This window comes from Treponema sp. HNW, assembly GCF_050320395.1.
In the GTDB taxonomy this organism is placed as follows: Bacteria; Spirochaetota; Spirochaetia; order Treponematales; family Treponemataceae; genus Treponema_C.
Genome location: NZ_CP144459.1, coordinates 927751 through 944407 on the forward strand (window position 1 = coordinate 927751; position 16657 = coordinate 944407).

General features: G+C 42.6%; 11 protein-coding genes and 5 tRNA genes. 5 read left to right on the forward strand and 11 right to left on the reverse strand.

The annotated features are described in order from the left end of the window. Positions 1-15 precede the first annotated feature (15 nt). Together V1L52_RS04325 and V1L52_RS04330 are read right to left on the reverse strand one after the other, a co-directional pair. A tRNA-Gly gene (locus tag V1L52_RS04325) sits at positions 16-87 on the reverse strand. 36 nt (positions 88-123) lie between these two features. Beyond that, positions 124-204 (reverse strand) — tRNA-Leu (locus V1L52_RS04330). A 310-nt stretch (positions 205-514) separates the two neighbouring features. Between V1L52_RS04330 and V1L52_RS04335 the strand changes: the two genes are divergently transcribed. From V1L52_RS04335 to V1L52_RS04350, 4 genes are all read left to right on the forward strand, one after another. Further along, the gene (locus V1L52_RS04335; RefSeq protein WP_428771077.1) at positions 515-2842 is read left to right on the forward strand and encodes a glycoside hydrolase family 95 protein; all 2328 of its coding nucleotides are present in this window, start codon (positions 515-517) and stop codon (positions 2840-2842) included. Positions 2843-2959: 117 nt separating this feature from the next. After that, entirely contained in the window at positions 2960-3991 is a 1032-nt protein-coding gene (locus V1L52_RS04340) for an ABC transporter substrate-binding protein (protein WP_428771078.1), read from the forward strand. Between the two features lie 97 nt (positions 3992-4088). Then, positions 4089-5177 (forward strand): ABC transporter ATP-binding protein, encoded by a 1089-nt coding sequence (locus V1L52_RS04345; protein ID WP_428771079.1) that lies wholly within the window; start codon positions 4089-4091, stop codon positions 5175-5177. Then, a complete protein-coding gene (locus tag V1L52_RS04350; protein WP_428771080.1) occupies positions 5170-6834 on the forward strand; it encodes an ABC transporter permease in 1665 nt (554 codons plus the stop codon). The genes V1L52_RS04345 and V1L52_RS04350 overlap by 8 nt, the downstream gene beginning before the upstream one ends. Positions 6835-6847: 13 nt before the next feature. Here the strand turns inward: V1L52_RS04350 and V1L52_RS04355 are convergent, their stop codons facing one another. The 9 genes from V1L52_RS04355 to V1L52_RS04395 all read right to left on the reverse strand — a co-directional run bounded on the left by V1L52_RS04355 (position 6848) and on the right by V1L52_RS04395 (position 15385). Beyond that, positions 6848-7666, reverse strand: coding sequence for a response regulator transcription factor (locus V1L52_RS04355; protein ID WP_428771081.1), 819 nt, complete (start codon positions 7664-7666; stop codon positions 6848-6850). Then, positions 7663-9450 carry a histidine kinase gene (locus V1L52_RS04360; RefSeq protein ID WP_428771082.1) on the reverse strand — a complete coding sequence of 596 codons (1788 nt, stop codon included), beginning with the start codon at positions 9448-9450 and terminating at the stop codon, positions 7663-7665. The genes V1L52_RS04355 and V1L52_RS04360 overlap by 4 nt, the downstream gene beginning before the upstream one ends. 132 nt (positions 9451-9582) lie before the next feature. Then, positions 9583-9655: transfer RNA gene (locus V1L52_RS04365), tRNA-Lys, on the reverse strand. Between the two features lie 16 nt (positions 9656-9671). After that, positions 9672-9745: transfer RNA gene (locus V1L52_RS04370), tRNA-Arg, on the reverse strand. Between the two features lie 23 nt (positions 9746-9768). Next, positions 9769-9840 (reverse strand) — tRNA-His (locus tag V1L52_RS04375). Positions 9841-9943: 103 nt separating this feature from the next. After that, on the reverse strand, positions 9944-10282 hold the full coding sequence (gene metG / locus V1L52_RS04380; protein WP_428771083.1) for a methionine--tRNA ligase subunit beta: 339 nt from the start codon (positions 10280-10282) through the stop codon (positions 9944-9946). A 23-nt stretch (positions 10283-10305) separates the two neighbouring features. Continuing rightward, complete coding sequence (guaA, locus tag V1L52_RS04385; protein WP_428771084.1) at positions 10306-12288, reverse strand: glutamine-hydrolyzing GMP synthase; 1983 nt, start codon at positions 12286-12288, stop codon at positions 10306-10308. A 28-nt stretch (positions 12289-12316) separates the two neighbouring features. Next, positions 12317-13945 carry a CTP synthase gene (locus V1L52_RS04390; RefSeq protein ID WP_428771085.1) on the reverse strand — a complete coding sequence of 543 codons (1629 nt, stop codon included), beginning with the start codon at positions 13943-13945 and terminating at the stop codon, positions 12317-12319. A gap of 102 nt (positions 13946-14047) precedes the next feature. Beyond that, positions 14048-15385 (reverse strand): YhjD/YihY/BrkB family envelope integrity protein, encoded by a 1338-nt coding sequence (locus tag V1L52_RS04395; protein ID WP_428771086.1) that lies wholly within the window; start codon positions 15383-15385, stop codon positions 14048-14050. A gap of 158 nt (positions 15386-15543) precedes the next feature. Here V1L52_RS04395 and V1L52_RS04400 point away from each other — a divergent pair, with 158 nt between their 5' ends. Next, on the forward strand, positions 15544-16656 hold the full coding sequence (locus V1L52_RS04400; protein ID WP_428771087.1) for an ABC transporter ATP-binding protein: 1113 nt from the start codon (positions 15544-15546) through the stop codon (positions 16654-16656). Position 16657 lies beyond the last annotated feature (1 nt).

The following is a 16657-nucleotide window of genomic DNA, read 5'->3' on the forward strand; positions in this document are numbered from 1 at the left end:
CCGCCTTTCGCTTCGAGCGGGAAACGGGAGTCGGACCCGCGACATCCACCTTGGCAAGGTGGCGCTCTACCACTGAGCTATTCCCGCAAATAAAATCAAGCGTTTCGCACGGCCAAAAGACAATGCGAGAGAAGGGACTTGAACCCTTACGCCTAGGGCACCGGAACCTAAATCCGGCGTGTCTGCCAATTCCACCACTCTCGCCCTTTAGCAGGCAGTAAAATGCACCTTTTGAACGTGGACCACTATAGCAGTACGCGCCGAAAAAGTCAAGTATCCGCAGAACCGGCACCGGCTGAACGAACCCGCCCTCGCTTGCGCATCCGGCAGTATTCGGTAACCGTATGCAAAATACTATATCAAAGATTTAAAACTTTGTCTATAGGGCGGCGGGGGAATTTTAAACATTCAAGCTATAAATTACAGCCTGCGAATGCGGAGGATTCCACATAACTGTGTTTTTATCCACTATACTTCTTTTTTTTTACTTGATATAAACAATATAGGATGTGATATGAATAATCAGGTTATATGGCTGGATAAACCCGCCTCTGCATGGGAAGAGGCCTTTCCTATCGGTAACGGCAGCATGGGAGCAATGATTTTCGGCGGTACGGATATCGAGAAAATTGATTTCAATGTAGATACGCTATGGTCGGGAACGGGTAAACAAAAATTACGCATGGATTCGAGCGATGTATTTTATAAGGCTCAAAAAGAAGCAATTAAGGGTAATTACATAAAAGCCGAACATATACTGCAAAACAACTTTCTCAATGATTGGAATGAATCTTTTCTTCCTTTAGGAAGCCTTTATATACAGCTCGGTACAACCGGAAAAGAATTGAGAGATTATAAGCGGATACTTGATTTAGCTACGGGAGTATGCAAAGTTTCCTATGCTGCGGAGCATACTCATATAGTTAGAGAAGCTTATTGCTCTTTTCCCGATAAAATAACGGTTGTAAAGATACAATGCAGCGGTAAACCCTTGGATGCAAATTTATATTTGGAAAGTCTTATGCCTTTTTACCGGGAAAATCAAAATCCGTATTTTTTTATTTCCGGAAATGCTCCTTCAAAGGTTTATCCCAATTACTATGAATGTGACAATCCTATTCAATATTCCGATGACAGTCCCGGTATGGCCTATTGTCTTGCATTCGGTATTAAAACCGACGGAATGCTTGAAGAGCTTGAGGGGGAAAAGCTTTGTGTAAGACGATTTACAGGTTTAACGCTTTATATATCGGCGGAAGCAGGTTATGATGTACTGTCAAATGCCCCTGTTACGGATAAAAAATATGTTATCAATATATGTAAGGAACGTATTGATACGTGTTTTAAAAGAGGCGAAAAACGTATATACAAAAAACATAAAAAAGATTTTTCCGATTTATTTAATCGCATGGATTTCTCTTTAGATTGCACTATCATTGCGGATGAACCGTTGGATAAACGATTGAAGAAGATTCAAAACGGCGGCAATGATAATAGTTTGTTTGCGTTATGGTTTCAATTAGGTCGCTATCTTCTTATCAGTTCTTCGCGGGAAGGATGTTTACCGGCTCATTTACAGGGACTGTGGAATGCCTCTATGAGGCCGCCGTGGAGTTCAAATTATACGACGAATATAAATGTACAGATGAATTATTGGATTGCTGAAGTTGCGAATCTTGGTGATTGTCATAAATCGTTGCTTTCTTTTATCAAAGCTTGTGCCGCCGTCGGTGCAAAAACGGCCGAAGAACAGTTCGGGTGTCGAGGCTGGACCGCAAACCACAATATCGATTTATGGAAGCAAACCTCGCCGGTCGGAGATCTTGCAAAACGTGCTCCTTTAAAATACGCGTATTTTCCCGCCGCTTCCGGCTGGTTGTGTCGGCATATTTGGGAACATTATTTGTTTTCTCAGGATATTTTATTCTTACAAGAGTATTATCCGGTTATGCGGGAGGCGGCTCTTTTTTATATCGATTATTTAACCGAAAAAGACGGTTTTTATATAAGTGCTCCTTCGGTTTCTCCCGAAAATTCGTTTATTGATTCTGAGGGTTCCGTTTGTGCAGTATCTATCGGGTCGACTTCCGACACGGCAATTATCCGTACGCTGTTTCATGATTGTATTAAAGCTGCCGGCATTCTCGGCTGCGATGCGGAATTGTCCCAAACGATGGAGAGCATAGCCTCAAAAATGCCTCCGTATCGAATATCGGCTTCGGGAACGCTGATGGAATGGTTTTATGATTTTAAGGAAGCCGATCCGGAGCATCGGCATTTGTCGCATTTATACGGATTATATCCCTCGGATGACTTATGTACATTACATAATGCGGATTTATTGAATGCCTGTAGAAAAACACTTAAACGGCGTACCGATGAAGGTCCCGGCTGGAGTAAAGCATGGAAGGCTTGTTTATATGCCCGGCTGAAAGACGGTGAAAAAGCCTTGTCTTTACTGAAGAATCTTTTAACTCCGGTTTCGGCTTCAGCTGTAAGTTATGTCGGAGGAGGCAGCTATATAAATCTTTTATGTGCCCATCCTCCGTTTCAAATTGACGGAAACTTCGGTGCCGCTGCGGCTATAGCCGAGATGTTGATACAAAGCCATACGGAATATATTGAACTTTTGCCCGCCCTTCCTGCCGAATGGAAGCGAGGCCGGGTAAAGGGTTTGTGTGCAAGAGGCGGGTATATATTTGATTTTGAATGGAATGAATGTTCAATTACGAAATTGAGGATTTATTCAAAAAATAAAAAAAAATGTAAGGTTTTTTTCAATAATACCTGTAAAGACTGTAAATGCAGGGCTTTACCGCAGAGATATACTCGTTATCTGTAAGAATGCTGAATAGTCAACAAATGTGCAGGATTGTCACGTTGACTTTGCGGAAATTCGGTTATACCCTCTTTAATATATAGTTGTGTGTAAACTGCACAGATTAAGGAGGATTGTTTTATGAAAAAAATCATTGCATCAATTTTTATTGCCGGACTGATTACCGCAGTGTTGATCGGTTGCGCCAAAAAGGATGCATCGGGTACTCAAGCTGCCGCAAAAGCCGCATCAAAGAAGCTTGTTGTCTATTCGCCTGCTCCCGAAAAACTCTTAAATATGATTATTCAGGAATTTCAGGATAAAACGGGTATCAAGATTGAACTTGTACAGGCGGGCTCGGGAGAGCTTTTAACCAGAATAAAGTCGGAAAGTGCCAATCCCTTTGCGGATATTATGTTTGCAGGGGGGGCTGAATCCATGGAAGCTTTTAAAGAATTCTTTGCAGTCTATAAATCTCCTGAAACCGCTCATATTAATACGGAATATATCAGTTCCGAAAATCTGTGGACAGGCGTTTTTGTTTCTCCGACCGTGATTATGTATAATAAGAATTTGGTATCTGCAGCCGATGCTCCGAAGGGCTGGGCAACCTTTGCCGATGCAAAGTGGAAGGGCCATTTGGCTTTTGCGGATCCTGCATCTTCAGGCTCGGCTTATACTACCTTATCCATTTTATTGGCATCTATGGATAAGGGAGACGGAGGATGGAACTTTATACGGACATACATAAAGGCATTGGACGGTAATATTTTATCCAGTTCTTCGGCCCCTCATAAGGGAGTTTCGGACGGTGAGTATTATATGTGTATCACGCCTGAAGAATCGGTACTGCAATATTTAAGAGCAGGGGCCCAACATATCGGTATAATTTATCCTGAAGAAGGAACCGGCGCCGTACCGTCATCCGTTGCCGTTGTAAAAAATGCTCCGAATATGGAAAATGCAAAATTATTTGTCGATTTTGTACTGGGTAAAGAAGTGCAAACAAAGATTCCCGAGCACTTATACCGTCATGTTCGTACCGATTTACCCGCATCAGGCGATTTTAAACCTTTGTCGGAAATCCTGATGAAAAACTATGATTTTTTAGCGGCATCAAAAAATAAAACGGCCAATATAAAACAATGGACCGATATAGTAGTCGGTAAATAACGGTATTATTTTCGCTCTATAAAATGTCGGGTAAAAGCCGAGTGTGTTTTTATCCGACATTTCTTATTTATATACGTGCTGATTTTAGGAGGATATTGTGAGTCATAATGTTCATATTGCGGATGCCGTAAAATCATACGGTAGTTTTAATGCCGTCGATAATGTGACTATAGATATAAAAAGCGGAGAACTTTTTACGCTTCTCGGTCCATCAGGCTGCGGAAAAACCACTTTACTTAGAATGATTGCCGGTTTTAATTCGATTGAAAACGGTACGATTTCTTTTGACAAAAAGATAATCAACACCATTCCGGCTTATAAGAGAAATATAGGAATGGTTTTTCAAAACTATGCCATTTTCCCGCATTTGTCCGTATTTGATAACGTTGCCTACGGGCTCAAAGCACGAAAAATAAAAAAAAACGAGATAACTGAACGTGTTATTGAAGCTCTGCGAATGGTACAAATCGAAAATCTTAAAGACCGTTCGCCTGCAAATATGTCCGGAGGGCAGCAACAAAGGGTTGCTTTGGCACGTGCTATTGTTATTCACCCCGATATATTGTTAATGGATGAGCCCTTATCCAATCTCGATGCTAAACTGCGTATACAGATGCGTGTTACCATAAAAAAAGTTCAAAAAAAGTTGGGGATTACTACTATTTACGTAACGCATGATCAGGAAGAAGCCCTGGCTATTTCAGATCGCATTGCCGTAATGAAAAACGGTAAGATTCAGCAAGTAGGTACTCCGAAGGAAATTTATACAAAACCTGCAAATAAGTTTGTGGCCAGTTTTATAGGTACATCGAATATTCTTGCCGGCACGGTTAGCGAAAATGAAAACGGGAATGCTCAAATATCGATAGCGGACGGACTTTTATTGACCGCTCAGATAAGGCGGGGGTATAAGGGCCCCGTGTCCGTCTCCGTTCGACCGGAGGCTTTTCAAATAACTGCGGATAAGTCCGGCAGTTTGCAGGGGCGTATTGCATTAAAGACTTTTTTAGGAGACTTTATTAATTATGAAATATCTTTGAGTGACGGTACAACGGTAGAAGTGAATCAGTATTTGAAAGATATGGAAAAAGAATTTGAAACGGGCGACTTTATTGCTTTGAAAATCCCGGAAGGGAAGTTCAATGTATTTGATGTATCGGAAGAGGAGTTGCTGCTCAATGGATAAAATATCTTTTGCGATGCCTAAAAACAAGTGGGATTTTTGGAAAATTATTTCATTGGTTTTATTGGTTTTATTATCGGTTTTTTTGTTATATCCGCTTATAACAATAGGTTATAAGAGTCTTCTAAATACGGAGGGAAACTTTACTTTAAGTAACTATAAAGATTTTTTTACTTTAAAGTATTATACATCGGCTTTAAAACACAGTTTTGCCGTGTGCAGTTTGGCGACAATTTTTGCAGCTTTAATCAGTATTCCTATCGCATATATTTCTTCGCGCTATACTATTGCAGGAAAAAAGCTCTTAAATACAATTATCATTATGTCAATGATTTCTCCTCCGTTTATCGGAGCATATTCATGGATATTACTTTTCGGAAGAAGCGGTGTTATTACCGTTTTTTTTAAAAGTATCGGTATTATTGTGCCTTCCATCTACGGTTTCCCGGGAATTATTCTTGTTTTTACGGTAAAATTTTTTCCGCTTATATATTTATATGTGAGCGGGGCGCTCAGTTCAATCGATGTATCTTTGGAAGAAGCTGCAGAAAATTTGGGAATGTCCCGGCTTAAACGAATTTGGACAATTACTTTTCCGCTTATATTACCTACAATATCCGCCGCAATGCTTATGACCTTTATGGCTGCTCTTGCGGATTTCGGAACTCCTATGCTTATCGGAGAAGGATATAAGGTTCTTCCGGTTCTCATATATCAGCATTATCTCAGTGAAACCGGCGGTGACGCCACAATGGCAAGTACGTTGAGCGTTATTATTATACTATGCGCGCTGCTTGTTTTGCTTATACAGAAATTTATTGTAAGCCGCAGAAATTATAATATGAATATGCTTCGGCCGCCTGAGGTAATTAAAATCACGGGCGGAAAAAAGTTTATTGCAACCGCTCTTTGTTATATTGTTGCCTTTGTAGGAATTCTGCCTCAACTAACGGTTTTATTTACGTCATTTTTAAAAACAAGCGGTCCTCTATTTGTAAAAGGATTCAGTACGGACAGTTACCGGAATGTATTCGGTAAACTTGCCCGTTCTTTAACCAATACGTTTACTTTTTCACTTATTGCGATTATCATAATGGTTGTAGCCGGTTTAATTATTGCCTATCTATCCGTACGCAGAAAGAATCATCTTAATACCGCTCTTGATATTTTGGTTATGTTTCCGTATGTTATTCCGGGGGCTGTTTTAGGAATTTCTTTATTATTGTCTTTTAATCAAAAACCCTTATTGTTTACCGGAACGTGGTTTATTATGGTATTGGCTTATGTTATACGTAAACTGCCGTATACGGTTCGTTCCGCCTCGGCTATTTTATATCAAATAGATCCCGCTATTGAAGAGGCTTCGATTAATTTGGGGGTATCACCTGCTCGAACTTTTTTTAAAACTACGGCTATATTGATGCTGCCGGGGGTTTTTTCCGGAGCAATCATGAGCTGGATTACGACTATTAACGAGTTGAGTTCGAGTATTATGTTGTATACATCTAAAACCTCAACTATTTCCGTATCCGTTTATACCGAAGTTTTAAGAGGAAATTTCGGTACAGCAGCTGCCTTAGCCGTTATATTGTCGTTTACCAGTATTATGTCGGTTTTTTTATTTACTAAATTGTCGGGAGGCAAAACAATCAGCTTGTAATGCTATCGGTTTTTTATATATCCGAGGCTTTTTCAACGGTGTATTGACGTTCTTTAAACTGTTTAGGAGTCAGGCCTGTATATTTTTTGAATAATGCACTGAAATAACGTTGATCTTTATATCCGACTTTTTCAGCAGCGGCATAGATTTTTATATCATCGTTATTCAGAAGTATACAGGCATTTTTTATGCGTATGTAAGTTAAGTATTCAATAAAGGAGTAGCCTGTGTATTCTTTGAAAAGTTTTGTTAAATAACTTTCACTGATAATCAATTTTCTACAAACATCGGCTATTGTAATATTACGGCCGTAATTATCTTCAATAAACCTTATTGCCTTTAAAATATACTTATTTTTCCCGGTATTATATTCATTTGAATATTCTTTAAATTGTGCAAAGGGTATGTCGTTTGCAGTAATGATTTTTACGGGTATGTTCGGGGGAAGTTCTTCTCTGTTTTTTATAATTTTTTTACAAACCCGCTCAACGGTTTGCTTTAATTCTTCTTCGTCAATCGGCTTACATAAATAGTCCGATACACCCAACCGTATCGCTTTTTTTGCATATGAGAAATCATTATATCCGGATATAATAATAAATTCGGGATAATAAAAGCCGAGGCATTGTTCAATGAGAGAAAGTCCATCCATAGTGGGCATTCTGATATCCGTTATAACAATATCGGGTTTAAGTTTTTTTATCAACATTAAAGCTTCCGCTCCGTTTGCCGCTTCTCCGATAACCTTGCAGCCCATTTTGTCCCAATCAATAGTTAAAATTAAGCCCCGACGCAAAATCTGTTCGTCTTCGGCAATAAAACAGGTTATCATGTGTTCTCCTGAACTATCGGTATATACGGCAGCTTTATTGTAACTACGGTACCGCAGCCGTTGCGCTTATTTATAGACAGCCCATAACGGGTGCCGTAATACAATTTTATGCGTTTATCTATATTTTTCAATCCGATGTGTTTTTCTCCCGTTCTGTCCGACCCGATTGATTTTCTGATTTCTTTTAGCTTTTTATCGGGAATTCCCACCCCGTCATCTTCAACTCTAAATATAACGGTATTTTTTCTTATAAGACCTTCTATTGTCAAATTTCCCGTATCAGGCTTCGGTTCCAAACCGTGAATCATTGCATTTTCTACAAGCGGTTGCAGTATCAGTGCCGGTGTCCTATAACCGAGTAATTCTTGAACGATATCTATTTTAACCGAAAACTTATCGGCAAATCTGATTTTTTGTATTGCAATATAGGCATTCAGGTTCTTTAGACTTTCTTCGATAGTGATGAATTCTTCAGACACACGCATACCGGTTTTTAAAATATGATTTAAATTATTTACCATTATATAAATTTCCTGCTGGTTATTTAATTTTGCAAGCCACTTAATCGAATCCAAAGTATTATAAAAAAAATGCGGATGTATTTGTGATTGTAAATTCTTTAACTCCGATAAACGCAGCCGCTCCTGTTTTTCACGGTCATTTTTGAATAAAACATTTATTTTTTCACACATGATATTAAACTGTTTCGCAAGGTATCCGAATTCATTATTGGCTTTAATTGTTATTTTACGATTAAAATCTCCCGATTCTACTGCCTGCATTGCAAAGACAATTTTTTGAAGAGGCTTGTTGATATGTTTGGAAATAATAAATGAAACGATTATGGAAATTGCTATTATTATCAGTGCCGTTACGCTCAGAATATAGGAAGCAATGGATAAATTTCCGATAATTAAGCTGATGTTTAAAGCACTGATAATAATAAAATTATATTTTCTTGAAGGGCTGTATGTGTATAACAGTTCTTTATTATTGCTGTGTTTTAATACATAGCCTTTTTGATGCGTGTATTCGCGGTGCGGCCATGTGATAAAATGTGTTTGCGTTTCAAGCTCGGCATCATTAAAAAGCAAATAGTAATTATGGGTCATAAGGCTGAAATTCATAGCCAGTATATCATCCGTGGCGATTATACTTTTTTTTAAAACTTCCATTGGAATATCAATAGCAATATATCCGCTGATTCCCTTTTCGGTGCGCACCGCGGATATCACGGATGCGGCCATTTTTATGTGATCGGGGTGGGTGTATACAGTCGGATATACCTCCGCATGCTTACTGCCGTTAGCCGCTCTGAATACTCCCCAGTTTTTGTTGTTTTCGAGTTTATACATATCCGGCAATTTTTTTAGAGATATTGCTTTATCGAAATTGGTACAAATGATATGAATATCTGCGGAATTGTCCAGCTCGGATAACATACGGTACATTTTTTCATATATTTTTTGCACCGTATTTTCATTAGTATTTTGATTTGATAAGAATACGGGCAGTAAGGAATCCGTACACAATTCATTCAACGCAAAAACGTACTTATCCAATAATGAATCTATCGATACTATTGCGCTGTCCGTTGCTTTTTCCGCTTCCTGTATAAGGCGGCGGCGGATGATATTATCTACAATAGTGCTGGAAAATATTCCGATAAGTAGAGACGGAATAATCCCGATAGCTAAAAAAATGCCGAGAAGCGTTTTATAAAATTTTTTAGAGCTTATTCCGGTCGGAGCGTATTTGCGGATAACTTTTCGCACGGTAAACATAACTATCTCTCTGCAGTATTTTAGTATAATAGGTTCATTATGCCTAGTCGAACGTCTGCTCGTTACGGTTTTAAAATAAAAAAAACCGAAACTGTCTGCAAGGATGTTTCCTTATTTACAGTTTCGGTTTTTTGAGCCATGCCGGCTTCGAACCAGCGACCCACAGATTAAGAGTCTGTTGCTCTACCAACTGAGCTAATGGCCCGTTTTATCCTGCTCATCGCGTCCGACACGGTTCGAACGTGCGACCTACGGATTCGAAGTCCGTTGCTCTATCCGGCTGAGCTACGGACGCATAAAACAGATATAATCTGTTCGGGTGCCTGAAGGGATTCGAACCCTCGACAACCAGATCCACAATCTGGCGCTCTACCCCTGAACTACAGGCACCATGACGCTACGGATATGGCTGATACCACCCGATACGCCGTTCAGTATATCAAAAAAGCCTTGTCTTAGTCAAGTGCTCATCCCCTCTTTTTCGGTGATTTTCTTATGTAACGGGGGTTCCCGGCTCCACGTCTTTTTCGGGCTTTAAAAGAACGCAGGTTTTACCGTCTTCGGTTTCGCTGCACAAAAGCATACCCTGCGATTCTATACCGCGCATTTTCCGCGGCTTTAAATTCACCAAAACGATAATGCGCTTTCCGGTCAATTCTTCTGCAGTGTAGTAATCGACCAAACTCGACACGATTTGCCGCGGGTTTTCTTCGCCGACATCGACCATAATTTTATACAGCTTTTCGGCATTTTCAACCTTTTCGCAGGATAAAACCGTTCCCGCCCTCATATCCAATTTTGCAAAATCGTCGTATTCAATAATGTCTTTCATAATGACTCCTGTGTTTTTGTGTTTTACTCCCAGCCGAAGGTGGCGGGCGGTTTGTTTGTAATATCGTAGTATACCGCATCGATAAAGTCGAAATCCGTTATCCGCTCAAGGGCGGCAAAAAGAACACCGGGTTCAAGATGCGCAAAACGTGCGGTCATAACATCTTCGGATACAACCGGACGCAGCACAATAGAGCAGTGTCCGTCTTCGGCGGCATAGGGAAGGTTTATCGTTAAATGCTGGAAGATTTTTGCATACCAGGACGATTTTCGCAATTCGTCGAGCATAACGGCATCGGCTTCGCGTATGTGGTCGAGCCGCCCCTTATCGCAATAGCCTTCGATAAGACGGCAGTCTTTTTTTTCGTAGAGGGCCCATATTGTACGGTTGATGTTTTTGCATGAATTGGTCAATCCCGAAGATATGTGTTCAAAGCCGCCCCATAAGCGTTCGGCGCCGTGTACGGCAAAGAGTTTTTCCGCTTTTTGTAAAGAGGCTTTTTTATCCGCATAGTCGTCTTGGTTTGCGGTATACAAAACCGCAGGAAAGCGGTAGGTGCGAAAATCTCCCTGCACGCCTACCGACTTTACGGGTAAAACGCCGATTCGCTCTATGCAGCCGACGGCTTCCGCAAGGTCTCCCGTAAAGGCATCGGCAACGGCTTGCGAGGCGGGGGAAGCGATTGCAGCGGAAGGGGAGGCTGAAGTTAAACGCTTTTTAAGCTCGCCGAGTGCGGCGACCGTTTCCGAAAGGGCTTCTTTATATTCTGAAGGATTGTCGAGCTTTCCGGTGCTTCCCAACACGTTTATCGAAAGGCCGGGGCCGGGAAAGGGGTGGCGCATAATCAATTCGTCCGGAAGGCCGAGCCGTTTTCCGATAATGCGTACCTCGTCCTTATATAAATCCTTTAAAGGTTCGATAATCAAGCCTTTTTCAATCAATTCCTGAATGCCTTCTACTCGGTTGTGATGGGTTTTTATAACGTGCGCATTCTTTGTTCCCCCGGATTCTATAATATCGGGGTAAAGCGTTCCCTGCGCCAAAAGCCAATGGTCCGAATCCAAACCGTATTTTGCGGCAACTTCGTCGCGTACCTTGATAAAGGTTTCGCCGACGGCATGGCGTTTTTTTTGCGGGTCGGTTTCGCGATATACGGCTTTTAAAAAGCGCTCGGAAGCGTCTTCGACGATAAAGTTTGTAAATCCGAATGAACGGTAGCGCTCGGCAATCGATGCGCTTTCGTTTTTGCGCATAAAGCCGTTGTCTATATGAAGCCCCTTAACCCGCTCCGTACCGAGCGCTTTGTTTAAAAGGGCAAAGGCTACGGTCGAGTCTACGCCGCCGGATAAAAAAAGCAATACCGAGCGGTTTTTCGCTTCCCGGCGAATATCTTCGATAATCTCATTAAGAAGAACATCCGTGTTCCGATTTTTTTCCATGCCGCAAAAACGCGCAAAGTTTTCCAAAATCTCTATTCCCTGCAGGGTATCTTTTACTTCCGTGTGAAACTGTAAGCCGAAGCGTTTTCGCTTAAGATCTTGAACCGCCGCATAGGTGCAGTTTGCAGTGTATGCGCTGCATTCAAAGCCCGGCGGCAAAACGCTCACTTCGTCCTGATGGCTCATCCATACCCGCGAGGGAAAGGCGATGTTTTCAAAGAGGGGAGATGGACTTTCTTTTCGTTCCAGTAAAGAAGCGATGCCGAATTCTCCCGTTTCCGCCTTTTCCACGGTGCCGCCGTAGTGCTTGCACATAAGCTGATGACCGTAACATAAACCGAGTATGGGAATATCCAAACCGAAAATCGCTTCATTGAATTCGGGAACCTCCTTTTCGTAGACGGAAGCCGGGCCGCCGGATAAAATAATACCGCAGGTATGCTCAAAAGAATTTACTGCGGATGCGGGGGACGCGATTTCGGCATAGTAGCCCGAAAGGCGGAGGCGTTTTGTTATCAAATGTGCATACTGACTTCCGAAGTCAAGAACTTTTATATGTTTACGCATAGTTTCTCCCGTTTCGGTATTGTTTTTGTTAGCGGCGTTCCGCTTGCTGCAGGGCGGCACCGATAAAATCTCTAAACAGGGGGTGTGCCCTGTTCGGCCGCGATTTGAATTCGGGATGGAACTGTACGGCAAGCATCCACGGGTGCTCTTTTGTATCCAATTCCGCAATTTCAACCAAGCCGCGCTCTTCGTTTATACCGCTGAGCTTTAATCCGCCCTTTTCAAAGCGTTCTTTAAAATCGTTGTTAAACTCGTAGCGGTGGCGGTGGCGCTCCCAAATTTTGTGTTCGCCGTATGCTTTGTGCGCCAAAGAGCCGTCGGCAAGGCTGCACTCGTATTTTCCCAAACGCAGGGTTCCTCCCATAAGGCCGCCGGGAACTTCGGTACCCGCTTTGTCGCTCATCAGGGCTATAACGGGGTGTCCCGTATCCCGATTCATTTCGGTCGAATCGGCATCTTTTAGGCCCAACACGTTGCGCGCATACTCTATAACGCATATTTGCATACCCAGGCAGATACCGAAAAAGGGAATTTTATGTTCACGCGCATATTGAGCGGCGAAAATCATACCGTCTATTCCCCGGGTTCCGAATCCGCCGGGTAAAATAATACCGCTTACATCTTTCAGTTTTTCGGCTGCAACCTTTGTATCGGCCAGCGTTTCCGAATCGACCCATTCTATTTCTACCGCGCTGTTGTGGTGAATGCCCGCATGAATTAAGGATTCGGCAACCGAAAGATAGGCGTCGTGTAATTCAATATATTTGCCGACGAGAGCGATTTTGACGCTTTTTGCGGGCCGGTGCAAACGTTCGACCATTTCGCGCCAGTCGGCCAAGTCGCTTTTTGTGCATTCCAAATGGAGGGCCTTGCATACCGCGTCTCCCAATCCCTCGGCTTCAAGCATAAGGGGAACTTCATAAATCGACTGTGCGTTTAAGTTTTGAATGACGGCTTCGTTGGGAACATTGCAAAAAAGGGCGAGTTTTTCCCGTGTTGCAAAATCGATGGGCATTTCGCTTCTGAGCATAATAACATCGGGCTGAATTCCCAACCCCTGTAAATCTTTTACGCTGTGCTGGGTCGGCTTTGTCTTTAATTCCTGAGCCTTTTTCATATAGGGCATCAGCGTTAAGTGTACGTAGGCACAGTTTTCAAAACCGACTTCGTATTTTATTTGACGAATCGCTTCTATAAAGGGAAGGGATTCTATATCGCCAACCGTTCCGCCGACCTCTGTAATAACGACATCTACTTCATTTTCTTTAGCGGCGGCCATCATTCTGGTGCGGATTTCGTCGGTTACATTCGGAATCACCTGAACGGTTTTTCCTTTGTAGCCGCCTTCGCGTTCGGTGTTCAATACGGAAAGATAGACTTTTCCGGCGCTTGTGCTGCTTCTTTTTGATAAACTGACATCGGTAAAGCGCTCATAATGCCCCAAGTCGAGGTCGGTTTCGGCCCCGTCGTCGGTAACGAATACTTCTCCGTGTTCATAAGGGTTTAAAGTACCCGGATCTATGTTCAAATAGGGGTCGAATTTTTGATTGATAACCTTTAAGCCCCTGCTTTTTAGAATCAATCCGATTGAAGCGGCGGCAATACCCTTGCCCAAGCCCGAAACAACACCGCCGGTAATAAAAATATATTTTGTCATACATGCTCCGTCTCATACAGATGAGAATCTTTTGCGGATTATATCACAAAAACCGCCGGCTCTGCAACAGAGCCGAATGAGCCGGCTTTTTACGCTTTTCCGTCAAGAACTTTCCGTTAAATTGCCGTGGCGGGCAAAATATGAAGAAATTAAGCCTATCGTTTTACGCACCGCTTCGGGGCTTCGTTCCAAAAGCTCGGCAAAGGTTTTTTCATCGATTTTTACCAATTCAACATCGGTTGCCGCTCGTGCACTCGCTCTTCGCGGTTCGCTGAGTAAAAAACTCATTTCACCGAAAAAGCTTCCGCGTTCAAGATGGATAATATTATTGTCGCCCAATAATTCAACCGAACCTTGCGCCAGATAATAGATGTCCGTATCGGATTCTCCCTTGGAATAAATAAGGGCGCCGGCTTTATGCTTTTGTAAGACAACGGGTTCTCCCTTCGGTCCTCTTTTTAAAAAGCGGTCGGGGCGGATGAAGAGCATGCGGCGGATTGCCTGAAACAGGCTTGTTTCGGCCCGTGCCGGCAGTAAGTAGAGTTCGGCAAGTAACAGAGAATCAAAAAATTGCAAAACATAAATATATTGGGCAAAAAACAAAAAAAGTGAAAAAAAGACCGACACTTCCAGGAGCATCACCATAAGGCTGCCCAAAAAACCGTAAATAAAATTGTATTTTGCCGTATCTATAAAAAGAGAAAAAATATATTGTGCCGCCGCAAAAAGCAGGGAACATAAAAGGGCTGAAAAAAGGCAAAGCTTTAATGACGGCTTGGTTCCCGAAGCAACCCTGAACGCAAAGGCGGTAAAAAGCCATATTAAAATATAGGGGACCGTATTAAACAAAAAGGGGAGGACGGCGGCAAGCCCCGTTCCGATAAGCGGAAAAAATCCTGCGCCGAGTCCGGCTGCCCCTGAATTTTCGGCGGTGTGCGCATAGATACCGTAAAAAAAAGATTTTGCCGCAGTCAAAACAAGGGTAACGATAGCCGTTATAATAACCAAAAGCACTTCACCTGCAACGATGATGAGCTGGGCGATAAGGGGGCGGCTTTCGGCGCGGCTGTGAAAGATTTTTTGAACCGACTGCATAACGGTATAAAAAAAGCGGCGTGCCAAAAAAAAGACCGTAATACCGGTGAGTACTTCAAAGAGGGCGGGCCGTCCCGATGTTAAAAAATAATTCGACATGGCATAGAGGTTGTCGGCATCTATCCATTTTTCGGCGCTTTCCAAAAAAGCATAGAGCAGTTCCGGAGATGTGTGTAAAAAGCGTGTAAGAACTGCGGTTATCATAATTACGGTCGGAATAAGCGAATATAAAAAACCGAAGGCACAGGCAGGCGCATAAAGGTATAAATTATTTTGAAAATATAAAGAAAATGCGAAAAAAAACGACTGCACTGCCGTAAGTAAGGAGTATTTTTTCGGTCTCACGCTTTAAGTATAGCGCAGAAGTCTTTGTTGTCAAGCGGCTGCGTCTTTTTCCGGTCTTTTAGCGTTTAAAAGCGCTTTTATGCTGAAAAAGAATTTGACAGCAGTGTTTTTATCCTATAAAATGGATCCATAAAATAATTTTTTAGGAGGCCTTGAGTATGGCTAAAGTAGAGCTCAAAGGTATAGGAAAAGTGTATGACGGTAATGTCCGCGCGGTAGACAACGCGAATATCGTCGTAGAAGACAAAGAATTCGTTGTTTTCGTCGGTCCTTCCGGCTGCGGTAAATCAACAACGCTTCGTATGGTTGCCGGTTTGGAAGACATCACCGAAGGTGAATTATACATCGACGGCGAATTAATGAACGACGTTCCTCCCAAGGACAGAAACATTGCGATGGTTTTCCAAAACTACGCACTGTATCCCCATATGTCGGTATATGATAACATGGCATTCGGACTTAAGATCCGCAAAACCGACAAGGCCGAAATCGACCGCCGCGTCCACGAAGCCGCCCGTATTTTGGATATAGAAAAACTCCTCGACCGCAAGCCCAAGGCTCTTTCAGGCGGTCAGCGCCAGCGTGTTGCCGTAGGCCGCGCTATCGTGCGTAACCCCAAGGTATTCCTTTTTGACGAACCCTTGTCGAACTTGGACGCCAAGCTGCGCGTTCAGATGCGTGCCGAAATCTCAGACCTGCACCACCGCTTAAATGCGACGATGATTTACGTTACCCACGACCAAATCGAAGCTATGACGATGTCGGATAAAATCGTTGTTATGAAAGACGGTAAGGTTCAGCAAATCGGTTCACCCTTGTATTTGTACAATCACCCCATCAATAAATTCGTTGCCGGTTTTATCGGTTCTCCGCCCATGAACTTTTTAACCGTAAAAATCGCCGAAAAGGCGGGTAAAATCGTTGCCGATGAAGGTACCTTTGAATTGACCGTTACCGACGATCAGGCAAAGATTCTTAAAAACTACGTCGGAAAAGAAGTATTTTTCGGTATCCGCCCCGAAGATATGCAGTACAGCGCATCTCCTGCCGCTCAAAACAATATGCAGATGAAGGTATCGGTTATCGAACCGCTGGGCGCCGAAACCCACTTGTTCCTGAATACCGGAAGCCAGTCTCTGGTTGTACGCACAACACCCGACATCACCTTCCAAATCGGCGATACGGCCAATTTTGTGCCCGACATGAAAAAGGCCAAATTCTTCGATAAAGAAAGCGAACTGAGCATTTGCGACGATGTAAAAGCCCAGTGAA

What these genes read in the sequence shown, in the direction of transcription:
- V1L52_RS04335 (WP_428771077.1), top strand. Translation starts at nt 515, where the DNA reads ATGAATAATCAGGTTATATGGCTGGATAAACCCGCCTCTGCATGGGAA.
- metG (WP_428771083.1), bottom strand. Translation starts at nt 10,282, where the DNA reads ATGAAAGACATTATTGAATACGACGATTTTGCAAAATTGGATATGAGG.
- V1L52_RS04390 (WP_428771085.1), bottom strand. Translation starts at nt 13,945, where the DNA reads ATGACAAAATATATTTTTATTACCGGCGGTGTTGTTTCGGGCTTGGGC.
- V1L52_RS04400 (WP_428771087.1), top strand. Translation starts at nt 15,544, where the DNA reads ATGGCTAAAGTAGAGCTCAAAGGTATAGGAAAAGTGTATGACGGTAAT.
- guaA (WP_428771084.1), bottom strand. Translation starts at nt 12,288, where the DNA reads ATGCGTAAACATATAAAAGTTCTTGACTTCGGAAGTCAGTATGCACAT.
- V1L52_RS04360 (WP_428771082.1), bottom strand. Translation starts at nt 9,450, where the DNA reads ATGTTTACCGTGCGAAAAGTTATCCGCAAATACGCTCCGACCGGAATA.
- V1L52_RS04355 (WP_428771081.1), bottom strand. Translation starts at nt 7,666, where the DNA reads ATGATAACCTGTTTTATTGCCGAAGACGAACAGATTTTGCGTCGGGGC.
- V1L52_RS04340 (WP_428771078.1), top strand. Translation starts at nt 2,960, where the DNA reads ATGAAAAAAATCATTGCATCAATTTTTATTGCCGGACTGATTACCGCA.
- V1L52_RS04350 (WP_428771080.1), top strand. Translation starts at nt 5,170, where the DNA reads ATGGATAAAATATCTTTTGCGATGCCTAAAAACAAGTGGGATTTTTGG.